General features: G+C 64.4%; 24 protein-coding genes. 10 read left to right on the top strand and 14 right to left on the bottom strand.

Annotation, left to right across the window (positions count from 1 at the left end; translation table 11 throughout):
- Positions 1–8 precede the first annotated feature (8 nt).
- The 3 genes from BC1002_RS12460 to BC1002_RS12450 are packed head-to-tail and all read left to right on the top strand — an operon-like array spanning position 9 to position 3,407.
- Positions 9–1,097, top strand: coding sequence for an erythritol/L-threitol dehydrogenase (locus BC1002_RS12460; RefSeq protein WP_013090384.1), 1,089 nt, complete (start codon positions 9–11; stop codon positions 1,095–1,097).
- 31 nt (positions 1,098–1,128) lie between these two features.
- A complete protein-coding gene (locus BC1002_RS12455; protein WP_013090383.1) occupies positions 1,129–2,673 on the top strand; it encodes an FGGY-family carbohydrate kinase in 1,545 nt (514 codons plus the stop codon).
- Positions 2,670–3,407, top strand: coding sequence for an SDR family oxidoreductase (locus BC1002_RS12450; protein WP_013090382.1), 738 nt, complete (start codon positions 2,670–2,672; stop codon positions 3,405–3,407). Before BC1002_RS12455 ends, BC1002_RS12450 begins: the two co-directional genes overlap by 4 nt.
- Before the next feature lie 12 nt (positions 3,408–3,419).
- On the opposite strand, the gene BC1002_RS12445 is transcribed toward BC1002_RS12450, so the two are convergent.
- The 6 genes from BC1002_RS12445 to kynB all read right to left on the bottom strand — a co-directional run bounded on the left by BC1002_RS12445 (position 3,420) and on the right by kynB (position 7,916).
- Positions 3,420–3,704, bottom strand: a complete 285-nt coding sequence (locus tag BC1002_RS12445) for a contact-dependent growth inhibition system immunity protein (RefSeq protein ID WP_013090381.1) — start codon at positions 3,702–3,704, stop codon at positions 3,420–3,422.
- A gap of 71 nt (positions 3,705–3,775) precedes the next feature.
- Positions 3,776–4,060, bottom strand: coding sequence for a contact-dependent growth inhibition system immunity protein (locus BC1002_RS12440; RefSeq protein ID WP_013090380.1), 285 nt, complete (start codon positions 4,058–4,060; stop codon positions 3,776–3,778).
- 17 nt (positions 4,061–4,077) lie between these two features.
- The gene (locus tag BC1002_RS12435; protein ID WP_013090379.1) at positions 4,078–4,908 is read right to left on the bottom strand and encodes an RNase A-like domain-containing protein; all 831 of its coding nucleotides are present in this window, start codon (positions 4,906–4,908) and stop codon (positions 4,078–4,080) included.
- A 121-nt stretch (positions 4,909–5,029) separates the two neighbouring features.
- Positions 5,030–5,965, bottom strand: coding sequence for a tryptophan 2,3-dioxygenase (gene kynA / locus BC1002_RS12430; RefSeq protein ID WP_013090378.1), 936 nt, complete (start codon positions 5,963–5,965; stop codon positions 5,030–5,032).
- 10 nt (positions 5,966–5,975) lie between these two features.
- Positions 5,976–7,226, bottom strand: a complete 1,251-nt coding sequence (gene kynU / locus BC1002_RS12425; RefSeq protein ID WP_013090377.1) for a kynureninase — start codon at positions 7,224–7,226, stop codon at positions 5,976–5,978.
- 27 nt (positions 7,227–7,253) lie between these two features.
- Positions 7,254–7,916, bottom strand: a complete 663-nt coding sequence (gene kynB, locus BC1002_RS12420) for an arylformamidase (RefSeq protein WP_013090376.1) — start codon at positions 7,914–7,916, stop codon at positions 7,254–7,256.
- A gap of 130 nt (positions 7,917–8,046) precedes the next feature.
- Between kynB and BC1002_RS12415 the strand changes: the two genes are divergently transcribed.
- On the top strand, positions 8,047–8,562 hold the full coding sequence (locus BC1002_RS12415) for an Lrp/AsnC family transcriptional regulator (RefSeq protein ID WP_013090375.1): 516 nt from the start codon (positions 8,047–8,049) through the stop codon (positions 8,560–8,562).
- Positions 8,563–8,636: 74 nt separating this feature from the next.
- On the opposite strand, the gene BC1002_RS12410 is transcribed toward BC1002_RS12415, so the two are convergent.
- Complete coding sequence (locus tag BC1002_RS12410; protein ID WP_013090374.1) at positions 8,637–9,146, bottom strand: flavin reductase family protein; 510 nt, start codon at positions 9,144–9,146, stop codon at positions 8,637–8,639.
- A gap of 563 nt (positions 9,147–9,709) precedes the next feature.
- Between BC1002_RS12410 and msrA the strand changes: the two genes are divergently transcribed.
- Positions 9,710–10,249, top strand: coding sequence for a peptide-methionine (S)-S-oxide reductase MsrA (msrA, locus tag BC1002_RS12405; RefSeq protein WP_013090373.1), 540 nt, complete (start codon positions 9,710–9,712; stop codon positions 10,247–10,249).
- A 63-nt stretch (positions 10,250–10,312) separates the two neighbouring features.
- Here msrA and BC1002_RS12400 read toward each other — a convergent pair whose 3' ends face one another.
- The 3 genes from BC1002_RS12400 to pdxH form a co-directional block, all read right to left on the bottom strand.
- Positions 10,313–11,665, bottom strand: coding sequence for a DUF72 domain-containing protein (locus tag BC1002_RS12400; protein ID WP_013090372.1), 1,353 nt, complete (start codon positions 11,663–11,665; stop codon positions 10,313–10,315).
- Positions 11,666–11,749: 84 nt separating this feature from the next.
- The gene (locus BC1002_RS12395) at positions 11,750–12,964 is read right to left on the bottom strand and encodes an SAM-dependent methyltransferase (protein ID WP_013090371.1); all 1,215 of its coding nucleotides are present in this window, start codon (positions 12,962–12,964) and stop codon (positions 11,750–11,752) included.
- 149 nt (positions 12,965–13,113) lie between these two features.
- Positions 13,114–13,755 carry a pyridoxamine 5'-phosphate oxidase gene (gene pdxH, locus BC1002_RS12390; RefSeq protein ID WP_013090370.1) on the bottom strand — a complete coding sequence of 214 codons (642 nt, stop codon included), beginning with the start codon at positions 13,753–13,755 and terminating at the stop codon, positions 13,114–13,116.
- A 249-nt stretch (positions 13,756–14,004) separates the two neighbouring features.
- On the opposite strand from pdxH, the gene tcdA reads away from it, so the two are divergent.
- Positions 14,005–14,862, top strand: a complete 858-nt coding sequence (gene tcdA / locus BC1002_RS12385; RefSeq protein ID WP_013090369.1) for a tRNA cyclic N6-threonylcarbamoyladenosine(37) synthase TcdA — start codon at positions 14,005–14,007, stop codon at positions 14,860–14,862.
- 68 nt (positions 14,863–14,930) lie between these two features.
- On the opposite strand, the gene trxA is transcribed toward tcdA, so the two are convergent.
- Positions 14,931–15,779 carry a thioredoxin gene (gene trxA / locus BC1002_RS12380; RefSeq protein WP_013090368.1) on the bottom strand — a complete coding sequence of 283 codons (849 nt, stop codon included), beginning with the start codon at positions 15,777–15,779 and terminating at the stop codon, positions 14,931–14,933.
- A gap of 90 nt (positions 15,780–15,869) precedes the next feature.
- A complete protein-coding gene (locus BC1002_RS12375; protein WP_013090367.1) occupies positions 15,870–16,745 on the bottom strand; it encodes a pirin family protein in 876 nt (291 codons plus the stop codon).
- Between the two features lie 167 nt (positions 16,746–16,912).
- On the opposite strand from BC1002_RS12375, the gene BC1002_RS12370 reads away from it, so the two are divergent.
- A complete protein-coding gene (locus BC1002_RS12370; RefSeq protein ID WP_013090366.1) occupies positions 16,913–17,794 on the top strand; it encodes an O-acetylserine/cysteine exporter in 882 nt (293 codons plus the stop codon).
- Between the two features lie 82 nt (positions 17,795–17,876).
- Here BC1002_RS12370 and BC1002_RS12365 read toward each other — a convergent pair whose 3' ends face one another.
- Positions 17,877–19,481, bottom strand: a complete 1,605-nt coding sequence (locus BC1002_RS12365) for an N-acetylmuramoyl-L-alanine amidase (RefSeq protein WP_157874665.1) — start codon at positions 19,479–19,481, stop codon at positions 17,877–17,879.
- Positions 19,475–20,071 carry a tRNA (adenosine(37)-N6)-threonylcarbamoyltransferase complex ATPase subunit type 1 TsaE gene (tsaE, locus tag BC1002_RS12360; RefSeq protein WP_013090364.1) on the bottom strand — a complete coding sequence of 199 codons (597 nt, stop codon included), beginning with the start codon at positions 20,069–20,071 and terminating at the stop codon, positions 19,475–19,477. Before tsaE ends, BC1002_RS12365 begins: the two co-directional genes overlap by 7 nt.
- A gap of 17 nt (positions 20,072–20,088) precedes the next feature.
- Here tsaE and queG point away from each other — a divergent pair, with 17 nt between their 5' ends.
- From queG to xerD, 3 genes are read left to right on the top strand one after another with little or no spacing between them, the layout of a single operon-like run.
- Positions 20,089–21,363 (top strand): tRNA epoxyqueuosine(34) reductase QueG, encoded by a 1,275-nt coding sequence (gene queG / locus BC1002_RS12355; RefSeq protein ID WP_013090363.1) that lies wholly within the window; start codon positions 20,089–20,091, stop codon positions 21,361–21,363.
- A gap of 52 nt (positions 21,364–21,415) precedes the next feature.
- Positions 21,416–21,886 (top strand): methylated-DNA--[protein]-cysteine S-methyltransferase, encoded by a 471-nt coding sequence (locus BC1002_RS12350; RefSeq protein WP_013090362.1) that lies wholly within the window; start codon positions 21,416–21,418, stop codon positions 21,884–21,886.
- Complete coding sequence (gene xerD, locus BC1002_RS12345; protein ID WP_013090361.1) at positions 21,883–22,833, top strand: site-specific tyrosine recombinase XerD; 951 nt, start codon at positions 21,883–21,885, stop codon at positions 22,831–22,833. The genes BC1002_RS12350 and xerD overlap by 4 nt, the downstream gene beginning before the upstream one ends.
- Positions 22,834–22,865 lie beyond the last annotated feature (32 nt).

The following is a 22,865-nucleotide window of genomic DNA, read 5'->3' as shown; positions in this document are numbered from 1 at the left end:
ACCACGCAATGACGACTCAATCCGACCAGCAGAACATGACCGCCATCGTCTGTCACGCACCGAAAGACTATCGCGTCGAGCAGGTACAGAAGCCACGCGCCCGCGCGCATGAACTGGTGATCCGCATCGCCGCGTGCGGCATCTGCGCGAGCGACTGCAAATGTCATTCGGGCGCGAAGATGTTCTGGGGCGGCCCGAGCCCGTGGGTCAAGGCGCCGGTGATTCCGGGCCACGAGTTCTTCGGCTATGTCGAGGAACTGGGCGAGGGTGCGGCCGAGCACTTCGGCGTGCAAAAGGGCGAGCGCGTGATCGCCGAGCAGATCGTGCCGTGCGGCAAGTGCCGCTACTGCAAATCCGGCCAGTACTGGATGTGCGAAGTGCACAACATCTTCGGCTTTCAGCGTGAAGTCGCGGACGGCGGCATGGCCGAGTACATGCGTATTCCGCCGACCGCGATCGTCCACAAGATTCCCGATGGCATCTCGCTCGAAGACGCCGCGATCATCGAGCCGCTCGCGTGCGCGATTCACACGGTCAATCGCGGCGATCTGCAACTTGACGACGTCGTCGTGATCGCGGGCGCGGGGCCGCTCGGTCTGATGATGACGCAGGTCGCGCATCTGAAGACGCCGAAGAAGCTCGTCGTGATCGATCTCGTCGAAGAACGGCTCGCACTCGCGCGCGAATACGGCGCGGACGTGACGATCAATCCTCAGAAGGACGATGCGCTCGCGATCATTCGTTCACTGACCGACGGCTACGGCTGTGACGTCTATATTGAAACGACGGGCGCACCGATCGGCGTGAATCAGGGGATGGACCTGATCCGCAAGCTCGGGCGCTTCGTCGAATTCTCGGTATTCGGCGCGGACACGACGCTCGACTGGTCGGTGATCGGCGATCGCAAGGAACTCGACGTGCGCGGCGCGCATCTCGGTCCCTATTGCTATCCGATCGCGATCGATCTACTCGCGCGCGGACTCGTCACGTCGAAGGGCATCGTCACGCACGGCTTTTCGTTGGAAGAATGGGACGAAGCGATCAGGATCGCGAACTCGCTCGACTCGATCAAGGTGCTGATGAAGCCGCGCGCATGAATCTAGTGTGCGGCGTTTCAACGGAGACTCTATGAACTACGTCATCGGCGTCGATATCGGCACGCAGAGCACGAAGGCGCTGCTGGTCGATGAGCACGGCGCGATCGTCGCGCAGCATGCGTCGAGCTATCAACCCGACACGCCGAAGCCGTTGTGGGCCGAGCAGTGGCCCGCGGTGTGGCTGAAGGCCGTGGTCGAATGCGTGGCCGCGTGCGTCGGCGAGGCGAAGGCGGCCGGTATCGGGCCGGGTGCGATCAAGGCGCTGTGCGTGAGCAGCCTGTACGGCGGCTCGGGCATTCCGGTCGACACCGACATGCGGCCGCTCGCGCCGTGCCTGATCTGGATGGACCGGCGCGCGACCGCCCAAGTGGACTGGGTGCGCGAGAACGTCGATGTCCAACGGCTCCATTCGATCACCGGCAACGGAGTGGACAGCTACTACGGCTACACGAAGATGTTGTGGCTGCGTGAGAACGAACCGGACGTGTGGGCGCATACGCGCTATTTCCTGCCGCCGAACGCGTATGTGATCTACATGCTGACCGGCGAGGTCGCCGTCGATCATAGTTCGGCCGGCAATATCGGCGGCGTCTACGATATCGCGCGGCGCGACTGGTCGGACGAAGCGCTCGACATGCTCGGCATTCCCGCGACGATGATGCCGGAGCGGCTTGTGGACTCGTCGGAGGTGGTGGGCGGCTTGTTGTCGCAATGGACCGCGCAGCTCGGGCTCGACGCGGGGACTGCGATCGTCGCGGGCGGCGTCGATGCGGCGATGGCGACGTTCGCGGCCGGTGTCACACGGGCGGGACAGCACGTCGCGATGATCGGCACGAGCATGTGCTGGGGCTACATCAATCAGCGCGTCGACGCGCGGCACGGTTTGATCAGCATGCCGCATGTTTTCAACGGGCAGCACGACATCTACGTGTTCGGCGGCGCGATTACCGCGGGCGCATCGGTCAGCTGGTATCGCGAGCAGTTCTGTCACGCGGAGATCGAGGCCGCGCGCGCGACACCGCATGGCGATCCGCATCGGTTGCTCGAAGAAGCGGCCGCGCAAGTGCCGGCCGGCGCCGACGGCGTGCTGTTTCTGCCGTATCTGATGGGCGAGCGCAGTCCGGTGTGGGATGCGAAGGCGAGTGGCGCGTTCGTCGGGTTGTCGCTGTTTCATACGCGCGCGCATCTGTATCGCGCGGTGCTCGAAGGGGTGTCGTTCGCGCTGAAGCACAACATCGAGGCCGGGCGCAAAGGTGCGCAATCGCTCGACGACAAGCTGATCGTCGTAGGCGGTGCCGCGCATTCGGACCTGTGGATGCAGATCATCGCCGATGTCACCGGCTATCCGGTCTACACGATCGAGCAGGACGTCGAAGCGGCAATGGGCGCGGCGTTGCTCGCCGCGGTCGGCGTCGGTCTCGTGTCGCGTGAAGCGGCGCAAGGCGGCTGGGTCACGCTGATCGAGCGCGCGCAGCCCGACGCACGGCGCATGACGTTATACGAGCAGCGCTTCGGCGTGTACGTGGATCTCTATCCGGCGTTGAAGCCGGTCATGCATCGCTTGCAATCATCATGAACGCTACTTTCGATTTTTCCGGACGCTCGATTCTGGTGACGGGCGCCTCCAGCGGCATCGGCCGCGCGACGGTCGAGGCGCTGTGCGGGAGCGGCGCATCGGTCGTCGCGGCCGCGCGCAACGTGAACGAGCTCGCGCGGCTCGCCGAGGAAACCGGCTGCGAGCCGTTGAAGCTCGACGTCAGCGACGAAGCCGCGATCGACGAAGCATTCGCGTCGCTCGAACCGTTCGATGGTCTCGTCAATTGCGCGGGCATCGCGTTGCTCGAACGCGCGGTGGATACCACGGCCGCGAGCTTCGATCGCGTGATGGCGGTGAATACGCGCGGCGCGGTGCTGGTCGCGAAGCACGTCGCGCGTGGCATGCTCGACGCGGGGCGCGCGGGCAGCATCGTCAACGTGTCGAGCCAGGCCGCGCTCGTCGCACTCGACGATCATCTGAGCTATTCGGCGTCGAAGGCGGCGCTCGATGCGGTTACGCGCGCGTTGTGCATCGAGCTGGGGCCGCACGGGATTCGGGTGAATAGCGTGAACCCGACGGTCACGCTGACGCCGATGGCGGTGCTGGCGTGGAGCGATCCCGTCAAACGTGATCCTGCGTTGCAGGCGATTCCGCTCAGGCGCTTTGCCGAATCCGCTGAAGTTGCCGCGCCGATTCTGTTTCTGTTGAGCGACGCGGCGTCGATGGTTAGCGGGGTGTGTTTGCCGATCGATGGTGGTTATACCGCGCGCTAGAGGAGGCGCAGGTTACTCACTCGGAAGAAGACGCTTAAGCTTGTCGAGAAAAGATTCGGCGGTGTGACCCCACAGCGTCGGATCGAACTGCCTGCCAAATTCTTCCTCAAAGGCAGCGTCAAGATTTCCTGCGTGATCTCTCTTGAACCGGTCAATGTCGACCACCTTCGCGTTAATCATTTCTGGCGTGCATCGGCTTGCACAAGCCCGAACCAACTTTTCGATTGTGTCTCCCCAGTAGTCGAAATCTTCATTGAAGTAAACACCGATCAATTGATCCAGATTGTCGTATCTCATGTATCGATGTTCACTCGAAATCATTCACTGAACCAGACGGTGTGTGGCCGTCCGGTGCGGGGAAACGCGGGCTACTCGCTCAGAAGAAGACGCTTAAGCTTGTCAAGGAAGGCCTCAGTGGTCTGCTCCCACGCGGTCGGATCGCACTGGTAGCCAAATTCCTGCTCGAAGGCGGCGTCAAGATTTCCAGCATGATCGCTCTTGAACCGGTCTATGTCGGCCACCGTCGCGTTAATCATTTCTGGCGTGCATCCGCTTGCACAAGCCCGAACCAACTCTTCAATTGTGTTTCCCCAGTAGTCGAAATCTTCATTGAAGTAGCCACCGATCAATTGCCCCAGATCATAATATTTCATGCATCAATACCCACCAATCAATTATCGAGCATAGCCGTGAGGATGTAGTACGGCATCCCGTTATACGTCCCGTACTTCAAGACAACCTCCACTTTACTGCTATCTACCAACCTGTCGGTCTTCCTGACCAATGCGTAACCTACTTTTCTTCCAACGTTCCTTCTCAGCGTCAGAACCCGGTTTGGTGCTTTTGTCCATGCCTGAATCTGCGAGGCGTTTGCGCGCATCGTTTCCGAAATAGCCCACTCCGCCTCTTCAAGATTTACGAAAGACGAAACTACTTTCCTTTCCGGTTCCAGCCTGAGCCTCTCCCGCAACTGCGCTTCAGTTCTCCCGACATGTTTCAACAGCGTATGTCCACCAATCCGGCTGCCAGCCTTCGCCTCATGCATGTTCAGGTATATCCGGCCCATCGTGACGCGCGCAGCGCGTGCCGCCCTGATCGAGCCAGCAAAGCCGAACGGCACAGCGATATCGAGGGAAAGGCCGATATTGTTCGCGATGTCGGGGCTCGCCTGCATCGCTTCAGCGAGTTTCGTCGTGCCCCGCTGGGTCAGCGTGGCCGTGTCCCGACCAGTCCAGACCTGCCGCAGGCCCGCCGCCGCCGAGTCCGAGCCATGTACCCCGAAAACGACACACCCGGCTTTGCTCGCCATCGTCGGCTCCGGCAAAACGCACAGCGCACCCGCACCGACCATTTCCAGCACGCCGCCGACGACCTGTAACCCGCCCCAAAGCCGGTTGGAAAGCATCTCCGTGTGGCTGATCGACTGGCGGGATAACACGGCCGCGAGTTGCGGGGCACTCAGTACAACCTTCACTCCTTCGGCGTTATCGACACCGGGCATATCGAAACCCTCTGATGTTTTTTATGGGGTTCCGATGCTGCCATGCTGACCATCTCTCAAGATTCGGATGGCTCCGAATTTTCAGCAGCCCGATGCGCGGGTGCCTTACACTCGCCAACCGTTACAGCACCGTCCGCACATGCCAAAGCTCGGGGAACAGCACGACATCGAGCATCTTGCGCAGATACGGCGCGCCGCTGGTGCCGCCGGTGCCCTGCTTGAAGCCGATGATGCGCTCGACGGTCGTCACATGACGGAAGCGCCATTGGCGGAACGCGTCCTCGAGATCGACCAGTTCTTCCGCCATCTCGTACAGCTCCCAATGCTCTGACGGATTGCGATACACCTCGAGCCAGGCGGCCTCCACCGACGCATCATGTTCAGTCGGCCTGGTCCAATCACGTTCGAGCCGCGCCGGCGAAATCTTGAAACCGCGACGCGCGAGCAACCGCACCACTTCGTCGTAGAACGAGGGCGCTTCGAGCGATGCCTTCACTTGGTCGTACACGTCGGCGCGATGCGCGTGCGGCTTCAGCATCTGCTCGTTCTTGTTGCCGAGCAGGAATTCGATCTGCCGATACTGATACGACTGGAAGCCCGACGAGCTGCCGAGGTACGGCCGCATCGCCGTGTATTCGGACGGCGTCATCGTCGCGAGCACGCTCCACGCCTGCACCAGTTGCTCCATGATCCGCGACACGCGCGCGAGCATCTTGAACGCGGGCGGCAGCTCGTCGCGATGCACGGCCGCGAGCGCCGCGCGCAGCTCGTACAGCGCGAGCTTCATCCACAGCTCGCTCGTCTGGTGCTGGATGATGAACAGCATCTCGTTGTGATCCGGCGACAACGGATGCTGCGCGTCCAGCACCGTGCCGAGCGACAGATAATCGCCGTAGCTCATCGACTCCGAGAAGTCGAGCTGCGCATCGTGCCAGCCGCTATCGGCCGTGCTCGTGGCGCTTGCGGCCGTCGTCGAAGCCCTCCGCCCATGCCCGAACGGGCAGCCTTGCGCCGCCGTTTCTTCTGGCAAGCCCGGCGTTTGCATATGGTCAGTCATTGTGCGGTCCTCAGGTAACGGCGCCGCGCTGGGCGAATTCAGGAGCCTTCCAGGCCTGGCGGGTGAGCACGTCGCGCAAGGTTTCGACGGCGTCCCATACGTCGACGAAGCGCGTGTACAGCGGCGTGAAGCCGAAGCGCAGCACTTGCGGCTCGCGATAGTCGCCGATCACGTTGCGCGCGATCAGCGCCTGCATCACCTCGTAGCCGTGCGGATGTTCGAAGCTCGCATGCGAGCCGCGCTGCGCATGCTCGCGCGGCGTCACGAGCTTCAGCGGAAATTCGCTGCAACGCGTCTCGACCAGTTCGATGAACAGATCGGTCAGCGCGAGCGACTTCTCGCGAACCGCCTGCATGTTGGTTTGCAGGAACACGTCGAGCCCGCATTCGACGAGCGCCATCGATACCATCGGCTGCGTGCCGCACAGGAAGCGGCCTACGCCGTTGTCGGGCTGATACGTCGGGTTCATCTCGAACGGCGCGCGATGCCCCCACCAGCCCGACAGCGGCTGCGCGAACTCGTTCTGGTGACGCTTGGGCACCCACACGAACGCGGGAGAGCCGGGGCCGCCGTTCAGATACTTGTAGGTGCAGCCGACCGCGTAGTCGGCGCCGACACCGTTCAGATCGACCGGCACCGCGCCCGCCGAATGCGCGAGATCCCATAGCGCGAGCGCGCCCCTGTCGTGAATCAGCTTCGTCAGCGCGGCCATGTCGTGCATATAGCCGGTGCGGTAGTTCACGTGCGTGATCATCGCGATCGCGGTGTCCGCGCCGATCGCGTCGGGCAGCTCGGACGGATCGTCGACGAGGCGCAGCTCGTAGCCGCGATCGAGCTGCTCGATCAAGCCCTGTGCGATATACAGATCGCTCGGGAAGTTCGAGCGCTCGGACACGATCACGCGACGCTGCGGCTCGCGCGCATCGGCGAGCCGCAGCGCGGCCGACAGCAGCTTGAACAGGTTGATCGAGATGGTGTCGGTGATCACGACTTCGTCTTCGGCTGCGCCGATCAACGGCGCGAGCTTGTTGCCGAGCCGGCGCGGCAGCGCGAACCAGCAGGCGTTGTTCCAGCTGCGGATCAGCCCTTCGCCCCATTCGGCGGCGATCACGGTCTGCGCGCGCTGCGCGGCGGCGGCCGGCGGCACGCCGAGCGAGTTGCCGTCGAGATAGATGGTCGTCGCCGACAGCGCGAACTGGTCGCGCAGCGCTGCGAGCGGGTCGGCGCTGTCGAGCGCCACGGCTTCGTCACGATGGTTCATGGTGGTTCGCTGGGTTGGGTTGTCGGGTTAGTAGCTCGCCGCGGGCGTGGCTTGGCGCGAGCCGGGTAGTGCGCGCAGCACTGCACGCACCGGGCTCGCGTCGAGCGTGGTCAGCTTCAGCGGCAGCGCGATCAGTTCGTAGTCACCGGCTTCGACCGCGTCGAGCACGATGCCTTCGAGAATCGCCATGCCGTGCGCGCGAATGCGGTGATGCGCGTCCATCGTCTTCGATTCCTGCGGATCGAGCGATGGCGTATCGATGCCAATCAGCTTCACGCCACGCGCGGCGAGCAGATCGACGGTCTCGGGCGCGACCGCGCAGAACGCGCTATCCCACTCGCGCGTCGGCGCATTTCTGTAAGTGCGCAGTAAGACTCGCGGCGGCAGATCGTCGAGCGAGCCGGTCAGGTGTTGTGGCCTCACAACAGGCGACGCGCCGATACAGTCAATTACTCTGCATAAACCGAGATACGCGTCGAGCGGCACCTCGCCGATCGCGGCGCCGTCGGCGTCGTAGTGAAGCGGCGCGTCGGTATGCGCGCCGGTGTGCGGTGAGATCGTCAAACGCGCGACATTGACCGGCGAGCCAGCCTCCATGCGCCAGACGCGCTCGATGCCGACCGGCGTGTCGCCCGGCCAGACGGGCGTGGCGGGATCGACGGCGGGGGTGATGTCCCAGAGTGCTCGCATGACGGTTTCGACGGAAGGTGACTATCTCTAAATGATAGAGGTCAAGCCGTGAAATGTGATTGCGAAAAAATCTCCTAACCAGCCGTGTCTTGGAACATAATTTGAGCCAAACCGGAAATGGAGACCGAATATGAACGCGATCTCGCTCGACGCCACCGATTGCCGTATCTTGACGGTGCTTCAGCAGGAAGGACGGATCAGCAATCTCGACCTGGCGGAGCGCATCTCGCTGTCGCCATCAGCCTGTCTGCGACGCCTGCGTCTGCTGGAGGAGCAGGGCGTCATCGAACACTACCGCGCGTGTCTGAACCGCGAAGTTTTGGGGTTCGAGCTGGAAGCGTTCGTGCAGGTATCGATGCGCAACGACCAGCAGAACTGGCACGAGCGCTTTGCCGAAGCGTTGCGCGACTGGCCCGAAGTGGTCGGCGCGTTCGTCGTGACCGGCGAAACCCACTACCTGCTGCGCGTGCTCGCGCACAACCTCAAACACTATTCGGATTTCGTGCTCAACCGCCTGTACAAGGCGCCGGGCGTGATGGACATCCGCTCGAACATCGTGCTCGAAACGCTGAAGGAAGATTCGGGCGTGCCGGTGTCGCTCGTGAAGAAGAACAGCGGGCACGGGGCCACGCATAGCGACCGTTGACGATGATGAGGGGCGCGCCGTTTTCGGTGCGTCCTACCGACAGGCATTGCAGGCGCCCTGAAGCGCCGCGCCGCTCAAAGCGGCTTCAGGCCGTGGAACAGTCCGTTCTGGAACACCAGCGGCAGCATGTCCGCGGCATTTTCGTGCACGCCGCAGCGCTCCACTTCGCCGACGAAAATCACGTGGTCGCCCTCGTCGTAGCGGCTCCGGTTATGACATTCGAACCACGCAAGCGCGCCGTCGAGCACCGGCATGCCGGTGTCGCCCGCCGCGTGCGATACGCCCTCGAAGCGGTCGCCCTTCACGGTCGCGAAGCGCTTGCACAGATCGAGCTGCGTCGACGACAGTACATTGATCACGTAGTGACTGTTGGCGCGGAACACCGGCATCGACGCCGAGCGCGTCGCGAGACTCCACAGCACGAGCGGCGGAGAGAGCGACACCGAGTTGAACGAGCTGGCCGTGATGCCGATCAGCTGGCCGGACGCGGCGCGTGTCGTGATCACGGTGACGCCGGTCGCGAACTGGCTGAGCGCCTGTCTAAACGCGGACTGGTCGAAGTTGGGTGGGCTTGCGCTTTTCATCGGGGCAGGGTCCCCGGCGCGCGCCGTGTGAAAGACGGACTAATGCGCGAATCAAGGCGCGGATAAGAACGCGGATATGCGCGGTTGGCAGCGGATGTTTCGAAAGTCATGGTGAAAATCATCGATTTCCGCCAATTTTAACTGTAATCGCCGCGCGCGCCGCACGGGGTTGCGTACGGTGCGTGGTCCCGGCGCTAGCTCGCTCACAGTCGAGCACGAACTGGCCGCCGCGTGTCGCGCCGGATACTCCGATCATCATGCATCGTCTCGCCGCATTTTTCGATTCGCTTCGCTGAGCAGGCGATCGCGCGGGCGCGGCGCTTGCTGGTGTGCTGCATGGTTATTCACCCGTCGCGCGACGGCCTTTCTATACTCGATATCTGCACTGCGGGATTCGCGTGGAAAATGCGCGACGCGTTGCAAGCGGCGCCGCGCGACGGGTGCATCGGTTGTGCCTTTTAGTCCGCGTTTTCGGCTATACATTCGGATGCGGTGGCAGACCCGGCGGCGCTACGCAGGCCGACTGCCGATCATTGTTTGAATCTGATCCTGGGGTGAAGCTTATGAACGAGACGGCAACGCTCGGCGGTGGATGTTTCTGGTGCCTCGAAGCGGTGTATCTGGACGTCGAGGGCGTCAATGCGGTGGAGTCGGGTTATGCGGGCGGTCACACGCGCCGTCCGAGCTACGAGCAGGTCTGCGACGGCGACACCGGTCACGCGGAAGTGGTCAAGGTCGACTTCGATCCGGCGAAGATCAGCTATCGCGAGATTCTCGACATCTTCTTCGCGATCCACGATCCGACCCAGGTGAACCGGCAGGGCAACGACGTCGGCACGCAATACCGCTCGGTGATCTTCACGCAATCCGATGCGCAACGCGAAACCGCGCTGCAGACGATTCGCGAGATCGGCGAACAGGGCATCTACGACGGCAAAATCGTGACCGAGGTGCTGCCGCTCGGCGACAACTACTGGCCCGCCGAGGCTTACCACCAGAACTATTTCGCGCAGCATCCGAATCAGGGCTACTGCTCGTTCGTGGTAGCGCCGAAGGTCGCGAAATTCCGCCGGAAGTTCGCGCATCGGATCAAGGCAGGCTAACGGCGCGGCGCGAGGATTGAAGTCGGCGGCGGGCGGATACGCAAGGCCACCCGCTGCCGTTCGTTACTGCGGTTCCTGGGGCTGTGATCGCGCATCATCAGCGCCGGAACCACCATCCCCGCGTCCCTTAGTGACGCGCACGCAGGCTTCGACAATCTCTTCGGCGAGCTTCACGCAGCTGAGCGGCGCCGATCCTTCCGCCTTGTTGTTGACCGCGATCACCACCGGCTGACCGGCCAGCGCGTAGCGCGCGGCCAGCTCGGCGAGCGATGCGCGCGTCGCCGGATCTTCGTCGACGAGCCGATTGAACGGCTCGTACTTCGCCTTCGCCTGTTCGTACTTGAAACCGCCGTGCAGGCTCCAGCGCACGATCAGCGGACCAGCCGGCTCGCCGTCGAGCAGCGCGAGCGCCGCGGCCTGACGCAGCGGATCGGGCATCCGCGCATGAATGCCGACGCAGTAGCGCACGCCCGCCGTCTTCAGCATACGGATGAAGCGTGGCGTGAGCAGGCTCGCGTCGCGAATCTCGACCGCGTAGCAACTGCCTTCGCGCAGCCTCGGCAGCGCGCCGAAAAACTCTCCCAGACGCTCGATGAACACCGCCGGCTGCGCGAGCATCTGATCCGGCAGCGGCGAGAACTGGAACACCAGCGCGCCGGCCTTTGCGCCGAGGCCTTCGAGACACGGCGTGACGAAATCGTCGATCGCCATCTGCGCGTTCAGGAAGCACGGGTTCAGCGATACCGGCTCGCCGCGCTCGGCGCGCACGGTGGCGTCGGTGATCGTCATCGGCGCCTTGACGATGAAGCGGAAGTGCTCGGGCACCTGCTGCGCGTAGCGCAGGTATTCGGTGACCGTCAGCGCCTGGTAAAACGAGCGGTCGATGCTGACCGTCTTCAGCAGCGGATGCGCGCCGTACGCGCTCAAGCCCTCGCGCGACAGTTTGCTGTTGCTGTAGTCGTCGCCGTAGACGATGCCGCTCCAGCCCGGGAACGACCATGTCGACGTGCCGAGGTGGATCTGCGGCGGCAATTGCGCCGCGAGCGCGAGCAGTTCGGGCGACGGCGGCGCGGCGAGCACGTCGCGGCCGCGGCGTTTTTTCGGGGCGTCGGCGGGGGCGGGTGCGGGTGCGCGGTCCGGTTCAAGACCCGGGCCGTTGGGCGCGGCGTCGTCTTTGAACAGCGACGCGGCAGCGCGGGCTTTTGCGGTTTTCGGCGCACGCTTGCGCTGTGGCTGCGCGGCAGTGCTTGCGGCCGAATCGGCTTCGCTGGCGGGCACAGCCGGTGTTTCTACCGCAGCCTCGACCGGCATTCCGAACAGATCGAACTGCTGCGTGGCGTCGTGCGCTGCATCGTCCGCGCTGCCGTCCTTGCCGTTCAACGGCTCCTCAACGTCACTCGTCCTGCTCTGGTCCATCAATGTCCGGCCTGCTGTTGATCAGATTTGCGCCGCGGCGCGGGCTTCATGCACGCCGCCGCGGCGCAGCCGGTCACAGCCGGGTCACAGCGGTTTTTCGTACATGTAGCGGCGCGACCACGGCAGGGTTTTCGCGCTGCGGCCGGCTTTGCGGCACACCACCTGGAAGATCGACACGTCGTCGTTTTCGAACGCATACGCGCAGCCGGCCAGATACACGCGCCAGATGCGGAATTTTTCGTCGTCGACGAGCTTGCGCGCCTGATCCGCGTGGGCTTCGAAATTTTCCGCCCAGATGTCGAGCGTGTGCGCATAGTGACGGCGCAGGCTTTCGACGTCAATCGGTTCGAGTCCGCCGCGCTGCATCGATTCGAGCGCGAGGCTGATATGCGGCAGCTCGCCGTCCGGGAACACGTAGCGGTCGATGAACTCGCCGCCGCCGAGTGCGGTTTCGCCGCTATCGGCGTCGCTCGACGTGATGCCATGGTTCATCGCGATGCCGTCGTCGGCGAGCAGATCGTGGATCTTCTGGAAATAGCCGGGCAGGTTCTTGCGGCCCACGTGCTCGAACATGCCGACGCTCGTGATGCGGTCGAACTGCCCCGGGATGTCGCGATAGTCCTGCAGGCGGATTTCGATCTGGTTCTCGAGCCCCGCCGCTTTGACGCGCGCGGTGGCGAGATCGAACTGGTTCTGCGACAGCGTGACGCCGACGCACTTCGCGCCGAACTTCTGCGCGGCGCGCAGCACGAGCGCACCCCAGCCGCAGCCGATGTCGAGCAGACGCTGCCCGGGCTGCAACTGGATTTTGGTCAGAATGTGATCGATTTTCTTCAGCTGCGCGGTCGCGAGGTCTTCGGTGCCGGTCTCGAAGTACGCGCACGAGTAGACCATGTTCTCGTCGAGCCACAGCTTGTAGAACTCGTTCGACACGTCGTAGTGGTACTGAATGGCTTTCTTATCCGACGTCTTCGAATGATTGAAGTAGCGCCGCACGCGCGCGAGCTTGCCGGCGCTCGTCACGGTACTGCGCGCGAGCTGGTAGCCGATATTGATGATGTCCGACAGCTTGCCCTCGATGTCGATCTTGCCTTTGACATAGGCTTCGCCAAGATTGTCGAGGCTCGGTTCGAGCAGATAGGGCAGCGCGGTTGCGCTCTTCACGTGTAGCGTGACCTGGGGCGCGGCGAACTGCCCGAAGTCGTGTTGCTGACCGTCCCACAGCACGAGGCGTGCGGGCAGGTTAGCTGTGGCTTTGACATCTTCAACCCACTGCGCCAGCTTCTTCTCCCAGAACATGTGATCTCTCCGTGTTCGTTGATTTAAAGCAAAGCTATGTGGATCGCGATAGGGCGCGGCGCATTCCGCGGGCCGCGCAACGCAATCCCGCCGACGCACGCCGCTACGATGGCGGCGCCGCCGGCGTCATTCGTCCCGTCATCGTCCGGTCAGGGCGACAGGCGTGCGATCAGCCAGTTCGCGTTTTCTTCCGCGCGCGTATAAAGCAGACGATCGTGCAGCCGCGATGGCCGCCCCTGCCAGAATTCGATCGCGTCGGGCACCAGACGGTAGCCGCCCCAGTGCGGCGGACGCGGAGGATTTTCGCCGTATTGCAGGCTGATTTCGCGTTCGCGTACTTCGAGCTGCGAGCGGCTTTCAATCACCTGACTCTGATTCGATGCCCATGCGCCGATCCGCGAGCCGAGCGGACGCGATGCGAAATACGCGTCACTGTCTGCCTCGCTCGTTTTGACGACGCGGCCCTCGATGCGCACCTGGCGCTCGAGCTCGATCCAGTGAAACAGCAGGCTCGCGTAGGGGTTCGCGCTCAGTTCGCGGCCCTTGCGGCTTTCGTAGTTGGTGAAGAACACGAAACCACGCTCGTCGACGCCCTTGATGAGCACGATGCGTGCCGAAGGCCGGCCGCGCGTGTCGACCGTGGCAAGCGTCATTGCATTCGGCTCAGGCAGCTTGGCGTCGATCGCCTGCTGGAACCACGTGTCGAATTGGCGGAACGGATCGTGGTTGACGTCGGCAACGTCCAGTGAGCCCAGCGAGTAGTTTTTTCGAAGCTCGGCGAGTGAGATCATGTTCTTATGCGAACGCTACAGTGGGCCAAGTATAGCCAAGGCGCCAGGTTTTTGCGCGCGAGCGGATCAACGTATGACGGGCGCGTATTGCGAGCGCCAAGCCTGTAACGTTGCGTCGCTGCTCGTGGTCCTACGCGGCTGCTTTCACGCGTTCAGGCAAAATACGGGCTGCGCGCTTTATTGGCCAAAGCGAATAGCCAATGCGCCGCCGCCTACTACGTTCCGCCTGTGTTTTCGAGCCCTGCCATCATGTCCAGCACCACCGCGCAATCCGATCTTACTACCAGCCTCGACGCGAACGAAACCGCCGACCGCGCGCGCCGGTTCGGCGGCATCGCCCGTCTGTATGGCGCGCCCGCGCTCGCCGCGTTCGAGGGTGCGCACGTCGCGGTGATCGGCATCGGCGGGGTGGGGTCTTGGGTCGCGGAGGCGCTTGCGCGCAGCGCGCTCGGCACGCTGACGCTGATCGATCTCGACAACGTCGCGGAGAGCAACACTAACCGGCAGATTCACGCACTCGACGGCAACTACGGAAAACCGAAGGTCGAAGCGATGGCCGAGCGCATCACGGCGATCAATCCGTACTGCGACGTGCGGCTGATCGAAGACTTCGTCGAGCCGGACAATTTCGCAGCGACGCTCGGCGGCGGCTTCGACTATGTGATCGACGCGATCGACAGCGTGCGCACGAAGACCGCGCTGATCGCGTGGTGTGTCGAGCGCAAGCAGCCGCTGATCACGGTCGGCGGCGCGGGCGGTCAGCTCGACCCGACGCGCATCCGCATCGACGATCTGGCGCTGACGATCCAGGACCCGCTGCTGTCGAAGGTGCGCGGGCAGCTGCGCAAGCAGCACGGCTTTCCGCGCGGGCCGAAAGCGAAGTTCAAGGTGAGTGCCGTGTATTCCGACGAGCCGCTGATCTATCCGGAGGTGGCCGTCTGCGATATCGACGAAGCAGCCGAGCACGTGAGCACGTCGCCCGGACATACGGGGCCGGTCGGCTTGAACTGCGCGGGGTTCGGGTCGAGCGTGTGCGTGACCGCGAGCTTTGGTTTTGCGGCCGCGGCGTATGTGTTGCGGGAGCTGGCGAAGAAGGCGACGGTTTAGGTGGCAGCCTGGGCGGCGGTGTCAGCCGCTCTGACCCAGGCTGCCATCGGGCAGAACATCAGAAACGATCAATACAACGACGCGCTCAGCTTGCGCCGCCACTGCGCCACCAACTCGGGCTGATGCGCGGCCAGATCGAACACGGACAACATCGTCTTGCGGCCGATATCGTCGCGGAACGCGCGGTCGCGCTGCACGATCGCGAGCAGATGTTCGAGCGCCTGCGCGTATTTGCGCCGCGCGATAAACGCATTCGCGAGATCGAAGCGCGCTTCGAGATCGTCGGGATTGCCCGCGACGCGTGCTTCTAGCGCATCGGTGGGCGGCAGGTCCGCGGCGGCGTCCACCGCGTCGAGCCGCGTCTTGATCGCGTTGAAACGCGCGTCGATGCCTTGCGTGGTTTTCGGCGACAGCAGATCGACTTCGCTGCGCGCCTCGTCGATGCGGTTGTCTTCGAGCAGTAACTCGATGCGGTCCATGCGCGCGTCGTCGAAGCCCGGGTCATACGCGAGCGCCGCTTGCAGCAGGTCGTAGGCGTCGTCGCGGCGACCTTCGGCGAGCGCGGTCTGCGCTTCGATGCGCGCGGCCGGCGCGCCCTGCGGCACGAGCCGGTCGAGGAACTCGCGCAGCTGTCCTTCCGTCAGCACGCCGATGAACTGATCGACGGCCTGGCCGTCGGCGAATGCGATCACGTGCGGAATGCTGCGCACCTGGAAGTGCGCGGCCAGCTCGTGGTTCTCGTCCACGTTGACCTTCACGAGCTTCCATTTGCCGGCGGCTTCGGCTTCGAGCTTTTCGAGCATCGGGCCGAGACTCTTGCAGGGGCCGCACCACGGCGCCCAGAAATCGACCAGCACGGGGGCCAGCATCGACGCCTTGATGACGTCCTGTTCGAAAGTGGCCAGAGTGGTGTCCATTGCGTCCTCGTCGATAGAAACGGATTGTGGCTAGGTGGGGCCGAATCGTGCGAATTCAATGTGGGGATTCGCGCGCGGCCCCTCGCGCCGTCACTTGCGCTGCGGCAGCGGAATCCATTCGGTTTCGCCGGGCACGTGTCCCATTTCCTGATTCGTCCACGCGAGCTTCGCCGCTTCGATCTTCTCGCGCGAGCTCGCGACGAAATTCCATTCGATGAAGCGCTCGCCGTCGAGCCTCTCGCCGCCGAGCAGCATCACGCGCGCGCCGTGGGTGCTCGCGAGCGTCACGGTTTCGTCGAGCGCGAGCACGGCCATCTCGCCGGCTTCGAGCGTGGCGCCGTCGATCTCCAGATCGCCTTCCACCAGATATACGCCGCGCTCCTCGTGTTCCGGTTCGAGCGCGAACGCGCTGCCCGGCGTGAAGTCGGCGGCGACGTAAAGCGTGCCCGAGAACGTCGCGACCGGCGACACCGCGCCGAATGCGGTCCCCGCGATCACGCGCAGTGTCACACCATTGCGCTCGACGACCGGCAAGGTCGCCGCCGCATGATGCGCGAACGACGGCTCGGCGTCTTCATCGGCGAGCGGCAGCGCGACCCAGGTCTGGATGCCGTGAACCCTCTGGCCGCGCGCGCGGTCTTCGGCCGGCGTGCGCTCCGAATGGACGATGCCGCGCCCGGCCGTCATCCAGTTGACGTCGCCGGGGACGATCTTCTGCTCGGAGCCGAGGCTGTCGCGATGCATGATCGCGCCGTCGAACAGATAGGTGACGGTCGCGAGGCCGATATGCGGATGGGGGCGCACGTCGAGGCCGGTGCCGGGTTCGAGGGTTGCGGGGCCCATGTGGTCGAAGAAGATGAACGGGCCGACGAGGCGGGCCGCCATCGCCGGCAGCACGCGCCGCACGGCCAGATTGCCGATGTCGCGTACGTGCGGTTTGAGGACGGCTTTAATCGAGGAAGTCATGAGCAGGCTCGACGGTAAAGTGGAAGGAGAAGGCTCGAATGGTCGATTCTACTGCGCGTCGCGCGCGTCCGACGGCGACGGTGCACGCTCGCCATCCGCGGGCGCGATGAACCGGGATCGCCGCCTCGGCTACACTGCCGGATCGAACCATTTCATTGGAGACCTGGATGTCGCCCAGGGACTTGCTGCTCGCGCTGATCGTCGTGGTCGCGTGGGGCGTCAATTTCGTCGTGATCAAGGTCGGCCTGCATGGCGTGCCGCCGATGCTGCTCGGCGCGCTGCGCTTTGCGCTCGCCGCGGTGCCGGCGGTGTTTTTCGTCAAGCGGCCGCAGATGCCGTGGCGCTGGTTGTTCGCCTACGGCGCGACCATCTCGTTCGGGCAATTCGCGTTCCTGTTCTCGGCGATGTACGTCGGCATGCCGGCGGGGCTCGCGTCGCTGGTGCTCCAGGCGCAGGCGTTTTTCACGCTGATCTTCGCGGCGCTGTTTCTGCACGAGCGCTTCCGATTGCCGAACGTCGTGGGTCTGCTGATCGCCGCGGCGGGGCTCGCGGTGATCGGCCTGCAAGGCGGCCACACGATGTCGCTCGTCGGTTTCCTGCTGACGCTGTGCGCCGCGTGCATGTGGGCGCTTGGCAATATCGTCACGAAGAAGGTCGGCAAGGTCGATCTGGTCGGACTCGTCGTGTGGGGCAGCCTGATTCCGCCGCTGCCGTTTTTCGCGGCGTCGTTCGTGTTCGAGGGGCCGCGCGAGATCGCCGCCGCGCTGACCGGTATCAGCGCGCTGTCGATCTTCGCGATCGTCTATCTGGCGTTTATCGCGACGTTGGTCGGCTATGGCTTGTGGAGCCGTCTGCTGTCGCACTATCCGGCGAGCCAGGTCGCTCCGTTCTCGCTGCTGGTGCCGATCGTCGGACTCGCGTCGGCGTCGCTGCTGCTCGGCGAGCAATTGTCGGCGATGCAGGTGGCGGGCGCATTGCTCGTGATGGCGGGGCTCGCGGTCAACGTGTTCGGCGGCTGGGTCGTGCAGCGCTTGATGCCGGCGCGCTGAGCAACCGTTGGGCCACGCGTTGCGAGCGTGAATGAAAAAACGGCCGTGAGGCCGTTTTTTTGTTGCTTCCTGTGTGCCGACCTCACGTCATACGGCTCTTCGCGAGCGGCGGATTCGCCGCGAAATAGCGCTTGATGCCGGTCAGAATCGCGTTGGCCATCTTGTCGCGATACGCGTCGTCGTTCAGGCGCCGCTCCTCGTCCGGATTGCTGATGAATGCGGTCTCGACGAGGATCGACGGAATGTCCGGCGCCTTCAGAACCGCGAAGCCGGCCTGCTCGACCGAGCCCTTGTGCAGCTTGTTGATGTCGCCGATCTCCTTGAGCACGAAGTTGCCGTAGCGCATCGAGTCGCGAATCTGCGCGGTTGTCGACATGTCGAATAGCGCGCGGTTCACGGTGGCGTCGTCGGATTTGATGTTGATGCCACCGATCAGGTCCGACGAGTTTTCCTTGTTCGCCATCCAGCGCGCGGCCGCGCTCGACGCGCCGTGCTCCGACAGCGCGAACACCGACGAGCCCTTCGCCTCGGGCGTCGTGAACGCGTCCGCGTGAATCGACACGAACAAATCCGCGCCGACGCGGCGCGCCTTCTGCACGCGCACGTTCAGCGGCACGAAGAAGTCGGCGTCGCGCGTCATCATCGCGCGCATGTTCGGCTGCGCGTCGATCTTCGCGCGCAGCTTCTTCGCGATGTCGAGCGCGACGTGCTTCTCGTAGGTGCCTGAGCCGCCGATCGCGCCCGGGTCCTCGCCGCCATGACCCGGATCGATCGCGACGGTGAGCAGTCGCACGGTGTTGCTGCGGCCCGACTTCGGCGTGGTGAATGCGTAGGTGTCGCCGTTGTCGGCGAGGTTGTCGTTGTTGCTGTCGAGGCCGCGTGCGGTGCTGTTGCCGTTGGCGTTGCCACCCTTGTTGCGGGCGATCACGCTGGGCGGCGCCGACGGCGCCGACGGCGCAGAGGGTGTGGGCTGCCTGCCGGCAATGGCCGGCGCTGACGGCGCCGTCGTGCCGCGCGCGGGCGGACGCGGTACGCCCGCGGCGCCATTGCCTGCGCCGCCGTTCTGCGCGTAATGCTCGAAGAATGCATCGCTGTTGTCGACCGGCGGCGGCGTGCCGGGGCCGGAAAGCGTCGCGGGCGGCGGGTTGTTTTCTTCGTTGAGCGCCTGCTGCTTGCGCTCGGTCTGCGCGAGCAGGTCCATCAGCGGATCGGGCGCGACGGCCGGATACAGGTCGAACACGAGCCTGTATTTGTATGCGCCGACCGGCGGCAGCGCGAACACCTGCGGCTTCACCGAGCCCTTCAGGTCGAACACCATGCGCACCACGTGCGGCTGATACTGCCCGACCCGCACCGACGAAATCTGCGGATCGTTCGGCGTGATCTTCGACACCAGCTCCTTGAGCGCCTGATCGAGATCGAGGCCGTTCAGATCGACGACGAGCCGGTCCGGTCCCTGCAGCAGTTGCTGCGTGTTTTGCAGCGGCTGATCGGATTCGATCGTCACGCGCGTGTAGTCGCGCGCGGGCCACACGCGCACGCCGAGCACCGAGCTCGCCAACGCGAGACGCGGCGCGACGAGGCCGAGCAGCAGCGTCGACGCGCCCGCGCGCAGGATCTGCCGGCGCCGCCAGTTATGCGTTGCGCCCGCTGCCGATTCGATCGAATGGAATGGTTTGATTAACATCTTTCGAGACATGCCTTTCCTGATTCGCTATAAGCGCGTGCGACGAGTACGCGTGCGTCCTCGTTTGCGTCCGAGTTGCCGACGAGCCCGAGCGAGAAGACGAGATCCGGCACACCGAGCAGCGGTCCCGCGCGTTGCGGCCATTCGACGAGGCAGACCGCGCCGCTATCGAAATATTCGCGAAAGCCCGCGTCGGCCCATTCGGCCGGATCGGAGAATCGGTACAGATCGAAGTGATAGAGCGCGAGTTCCCCGGCGGGCCGCGCGAGCACATACGGTTCGACGAGCGTGTAGGTCGGACTGCGCACGCGGCCGGTGTGACCGAGGCCGCGCAAGGTCGCGCGCACGAGCGTGGTTTTGCCGGCGCCGAGATCGCCGACGAGTTGGACTTGCAGGCCGTGGAACGCGAGGTCGGTTGCGGTGCCGCGCTGTGCTGACTGTGCCTGATGCGAGGCCGCACGCACGCTTTCGATCGCCTGTGCGAAGCGCGCGCCGAACGTCTGCGTGGCGGCTTCGTCCGCGAGCGCGAAAGAGCGTTCGAGCAGCACGGGAGCGGACGGTAGGGTCGCGTGATCGGGATTGACGGGCATTCTCGTAAAATGGCGTGATGAACCGAAGTCCGAAGTCCCCTGTTTCCTGCACGCCCGCATCGGCCGATGATGCCGCGCGCGCTTCTGATGCAACGTCCCTTTTCGATGAGGCGGCGCTTCGTGCGCTCGCGCTCGACATCAAGACGTGGGGCCGTGAACTCGGTTTCGGGGCGATCGGCATTAGCGATACCGATCTGTCGGCCGCCGAAGCGCCGCTTGCAGCGTGGCTCGAAGCGGGTTGCCACGGCGAGATGGATTATATGGCCAAACACGGCATGAAACGCGCGAGGCCAGCCGAGCTTGTGGCCGGCACGCGACGCGTGATCACCGTGCGCATCGCCTATTTGCCTGCGCGGACGCTGGAAGGAGAGGCGCCTGAAAGCATGCCGGAAGACGTAACGCCACGCGCCTCACGCGCGACACCCCGCACGCGCGACTGGCGCGCGGCCGAGCATGCGAGGCTCGCGGACCCATCGACGGCGGTCGTGTCGATCTATGCGCGCGGGCGCGACTATCACAAGGTGATGCGTCAGCGTCTGCAACAACTCGCGGACCGGATCGAAGCGGCGATCGGGCCGTTCGGCTATCGCGTGTTCACCGATTCGGCGCCGGTGCTCGAAGTCGAGCTCGCGCAGAAGGCCGGTATCGGCTGGCGCGGCAAGCACACCTTGCTGCTGCAGCGCGACGTCGGCTCGCTGTTTTTTCTCGGTGAGATCTATGTCGACATCCCGCTGCCAACCGACGCCGAAACCTCGCCCGAGGCCGCGCCCGAAACGCCGGGCTCGCATTGCGGCAGCTGCGCGCGCTGCATCGGCGCCTGTCCGACCGGCGCGATCGTCGCGCCGTACAAGGTCGACGCGCGGCGCTGCATCTCGTATCTGACGATCGAACTGAAGGGCAGTATTCCGCTCGAATTGCGGCCGCTGATCGGCAATCGGGTGTACGGCTGTGATGATTGCCAGCTCGTGTGTCCGTGGAACAAGTTCGCGCAGGCCGCGCCGGTCGCCGATTTCGACGTGCGGCACGGGCTCGATCGCGCGTCGCTGGTCGAACTGTTCGGGTGGAGCGCGCAGGAGTTCGATACGCGCATGCAGGGCAGCGCGATTCGCCGCATCGGCTATGAGTGCTGGCTGCGCAATCTCGCGGTCGGCATGGGCAACGCGTTGCGCGCCGCGCCCGGAACTCTCGACGTAGACGCGCGGGCTGCGATCGTGCGGGCTTTGAAGCAGCGAGCCGACGATCCGTCGGCGCTCGTGCGCGAGCATGTGGAGTGGGCGCTGGAAGCGGCGTAAAGTCGTGGCAATTCGGTGCCGGCAATCCGGCACGCTAGAGGAGCAGGCAATCATGTTCAACGCAGTGATCGATGCGCCGTTCGGCAAGGTCGGCATCCGGCTCGAAGGCGAGGCGGTGCGCGAGATCGTCTATCTGCCCGACTCGACGCGCAACGTCGCGCCCGAGACGCCGCTCGCACGCGAGGCGGTCGAACAGATCGAGCGTTACTTCGAGAGCGCGTCCGCGAAGTTCGCGCTGCCGCTCGCCGAGTGCGGCACCGCGTTCCAGCGGCGCGTATGGCAGGCGATTTGCTACATCCCGCCGGGTGTCGTGCTGACTTACGGACAACTCGCGAAGCAGCTAGGCAGCGTGCCTCGCGCGGTCGGCCAGGCTTGCGGCGCGAATTTCTTTCCGATCGTGATTCCCTGTCACCGCGTGGTGAGTGCGAGCGGCATCGGCGGCTTCGCGCACGATGGCGGCGACGGCTTCTTTCGCGACGTGAAGCGCTGGCTGCTCGCGCATGAAGGTGTGCCGTACGTATGAGCACGACCCCCGATACCGCTGAACGAGTCGAAGACACAGCCGCCGTATCGCCGCTGCTGCTGACCAGCTGCGCATCGATCGACGCCTTTTGCGACGCGCTGTGGCTCGAACACGGCCTGTCGCGCAACACGCTCGACGCGTATCGCCGCGACTTGCGTCTGTTCTGCGAATGGCTCGCGCACACGCGCAATGCGTCGCTCGATACCGCGAGCGAAGCCGACCTGAGCGCCTACAGCGCGGCGCGGCAAAAGGACAAGGCGACCTCGGCGAACCGCCGGCTGTCGGTGTTTCGCCGCTATTACGCGTGGGCGGTGCGTGAGCATCGCGCGGCCGCCGATCCTACATTGCGCCTCCGCTCGGCGAAGCAGCCGCCGCGTTTTCCGTCGACGTTGAGCGAAGCACAGGTCGAAGCGCTGCTCGGCGCGCCCGACATCGACACGCCGCTCGGCTTGCGCGATCGCACGATGCTCGAGCTGATGTACGCGAGTGGTTTGCGCGTGACCGAACTGGTCACGCTGAAGACCGTCGAGGTGGGACTCAACGAAGGCGTCGTGCGCGTCACCGGCAAAGGCTCGAAGGAGCGGCTCGTTCCGTTCGGCGAAGAAGCGCACGCGTGGATCGAGCGCTATCTTCGCGAGGCGCGCCCGGCGCTGCTGGGCCCGCGCGCGGCCGACGCGCTCTTCGTGACGGCACGCGCCGAAGGCATGACGCGCCAGCAGTTCTGGAACATCATCAAGCGACACGCGCAGGCGGCGGGTGTGCATGCGCCGTTGTCGCCGCATACGTTGCGGCATGCGTTCGCGACGCATCTGCTCAATCACGGTGCCGATCTGCGCGTCGTGCAATTGCTGCTCGGCCACACCGATATTTCGACGACGCAGATCTACACACACGTCGCGCGAGAGCGTCTGAAATCGCTGCATGCGCAGCATCATCCGCGCGGATGAGCTCGACGTGAAGCGCGCGGGCATGCGGGCAC

It is taken from the genome of Paraburkholderia atlantica (genome assembly GCF_000092885.1).
Lineage (GTDB): Bacteria > Pseudomonadota > Gammaproteobacteria > Burkholderiales > Burkholderiaceae > Paraburkholderia > Paraburkholderia atlantica.
Note: the sequence above shows the minus strand (reverse complement) of the source record. Positions and strands in the feature narration are given on the sequence as shown.

What these genes read in the sequence shown, in the direction of transcription:
- BC1002_RS12440 (WP_013090380.1), bottom strand. Translation starts at nt 4,060, where the DNA reads ATGAAATATTATGATCTGGGGCAATTGATCGGTGGCTACTTCAATGAA.
- BC1002_RS12375 (WP_013090367.1), bottom strand. Translation starts at nt 16,745, where the DNA reads ATGACTTCCTCGATTAAAGCCGTCCTCAAACCGCACGTACGCGACATC.
- kynB (WP_013090376.1), bottom strand. Translation starts at nt 7,916, where the DNA reads ATGCGAGCACTCTGGGACATCACCCCCGCCGTCGATCCCGCCACGCCC.
- BC1002_RS12445 (WP_013090381.1), bottom strand. Translation starts at nt 3,704, where the DNA reads ATGAGATACGACAATCTGGATCAATTGATCGGTGTTTACTTCAATGAA.
- kynU (WP_013090377.1), bottom strand. Translation starts at nt 7,226, where the DNA reads ATGAACCATCGTGACGAAGCCGTGGCGCTCGACAGCGCCGACCCGCTC.
- msrA (WP_013090373.1), top strand. Translation starts at nt 9,710, where the DNA reads ATGAACGAGACGGCAACGCTCGGCGGTGGATGTTTCTGGTGCCTCGAA.
- kynA (WP_013090378.1), bottom strand. Translation starts at nt 5,965, where the DNA reads ATGACTGACCATATGCAAACGCCGGGCTTGCCAGAAGAAACGGCGGCG.
- tcdA (WP_013090369.1), top strand. Translation starts at nt 14,005, where the DNA reads ATGTCCAGCACCACCGCGCAATCCGATCTTACTACCAGCCTCGACGCG.
- BC1002_RS12410 (WP_013090374.1), bottom strand. Translation starts at nt 9,146, where the DNA reads ATGAAAAGCGCAAGCCCACCCAACTTCGACCAGTCCGCGTTTAGACAG.
- BC1002_RS12395 (WP_013090371.1), bottom strand. Translation starts at nt 12,964, where the DNA reads ATGTTCTGGGAGAAGAAGCTGGCGCAGTGGGTTGAAGATGTCAAAGCC.
- pdxH (WP_013090370.1), bottom strand. Translation starts at nt 13,755, where the DNA reads ATGATCTCACTCGCCGAGCTTCGAAAAAACTACTCGCTGGGCTCACTG.
- queG (WP_013090363.1), top strand. Translation starts at nt 20,089, where the DNA reads ATGAACCGAAGTCCGAAGTCCCCTGTTTCCTGCACGCCCGCATCGGCC.
- BC1002_RS12400 (WP_013090372.1), bottom strand. Translation starts at nt 11,665, where the DNA reads ATGGACCAGAGCAGGACGAGTGACGTTGAGGAGCCGTTGAACGGCAAG.
- xerD (WP_013090361.1), top strand. Translation starts at nt 21,883, where the DNA reads ATGAGCACGACCCCCGATACCGCTGAACGAGTCGAAGACACAGCCGCC.
- BC1002_RS12370 (WP_013090366.1), top strand. Translation starts at nt 16,913, where the DNA reads ATGTCGCCCAGGGACTTGCTGCTCGCGCTGATCGTCGTGGTCGCGTGG.
- BC1002_RS12350 (WP_013090362.1), top strand. Translation starts at nt 21,416, where the DNA reads ATGTTCAACGCAGTGATCGATGCGCCGTTCGGCAAGGTCGGCATCCGG.
- trxA (WP_013090368.1), bottom strand. Translation starts at nt 15,779, where the DNA reads ATGGACACCACTCTGGCCACTTTCGAACAGGACGTCATCAAGGCGTCG.
- BC1002_RS12450 (WP_013090382.1), top strand. Translation starts at nt 2,670, where the DNA reads ATGAACGCTACTTTCGATTTTTCCGGACGCTCGATTCTGGTGACGGGC.
- BC1002_RS12365 (WP_157874665.1), bottom strand. Translation starts at nt 19,481, where the DNA reads ATGTTAATCAAACCATTCCATTCGATCGAATCGGCAGCGGGCGCAACG.
- BC1002_RS12435 (WP_013090379.1), bottom strand. Translation starts at nt 4,908, where the DNA reads ATGCCCGGTGTCGATAACGCCGAAGGAGTGAAGGTTGTACTGAGTGCC.
- BC1002_RS12455 (WP_013090383.1), top strand. Translation starts at nt 1,129, where the DNA reads ATGAACTACGTCATCGGCGTCGATATCGGCACGCAGAGCACGAAGGCG.
- tsaE (WP_013090364.1), bottom strand. Translation starts at nt 20,071, where the DNA reads ATGCCCGTCAATCCCGATCACGCGACCCTACCGTCCGCTCCCGTGCTG.
- BC1002_RS12460 (WP_013090384.1), top strand. Translation starts at nt 9, where the DNA reads ATGACGACTCAATCCGACCAGCAGAACATGACCGCCATCGTCTGTCAC.
- BC1002_RS12415 (WP_013090375.1), top strand. Translation starts at nt 8,047, where the DNA reads ATGAACGCGATCTCGCTCGACGCCACCGATTGCCGTATCTTGACGGTG.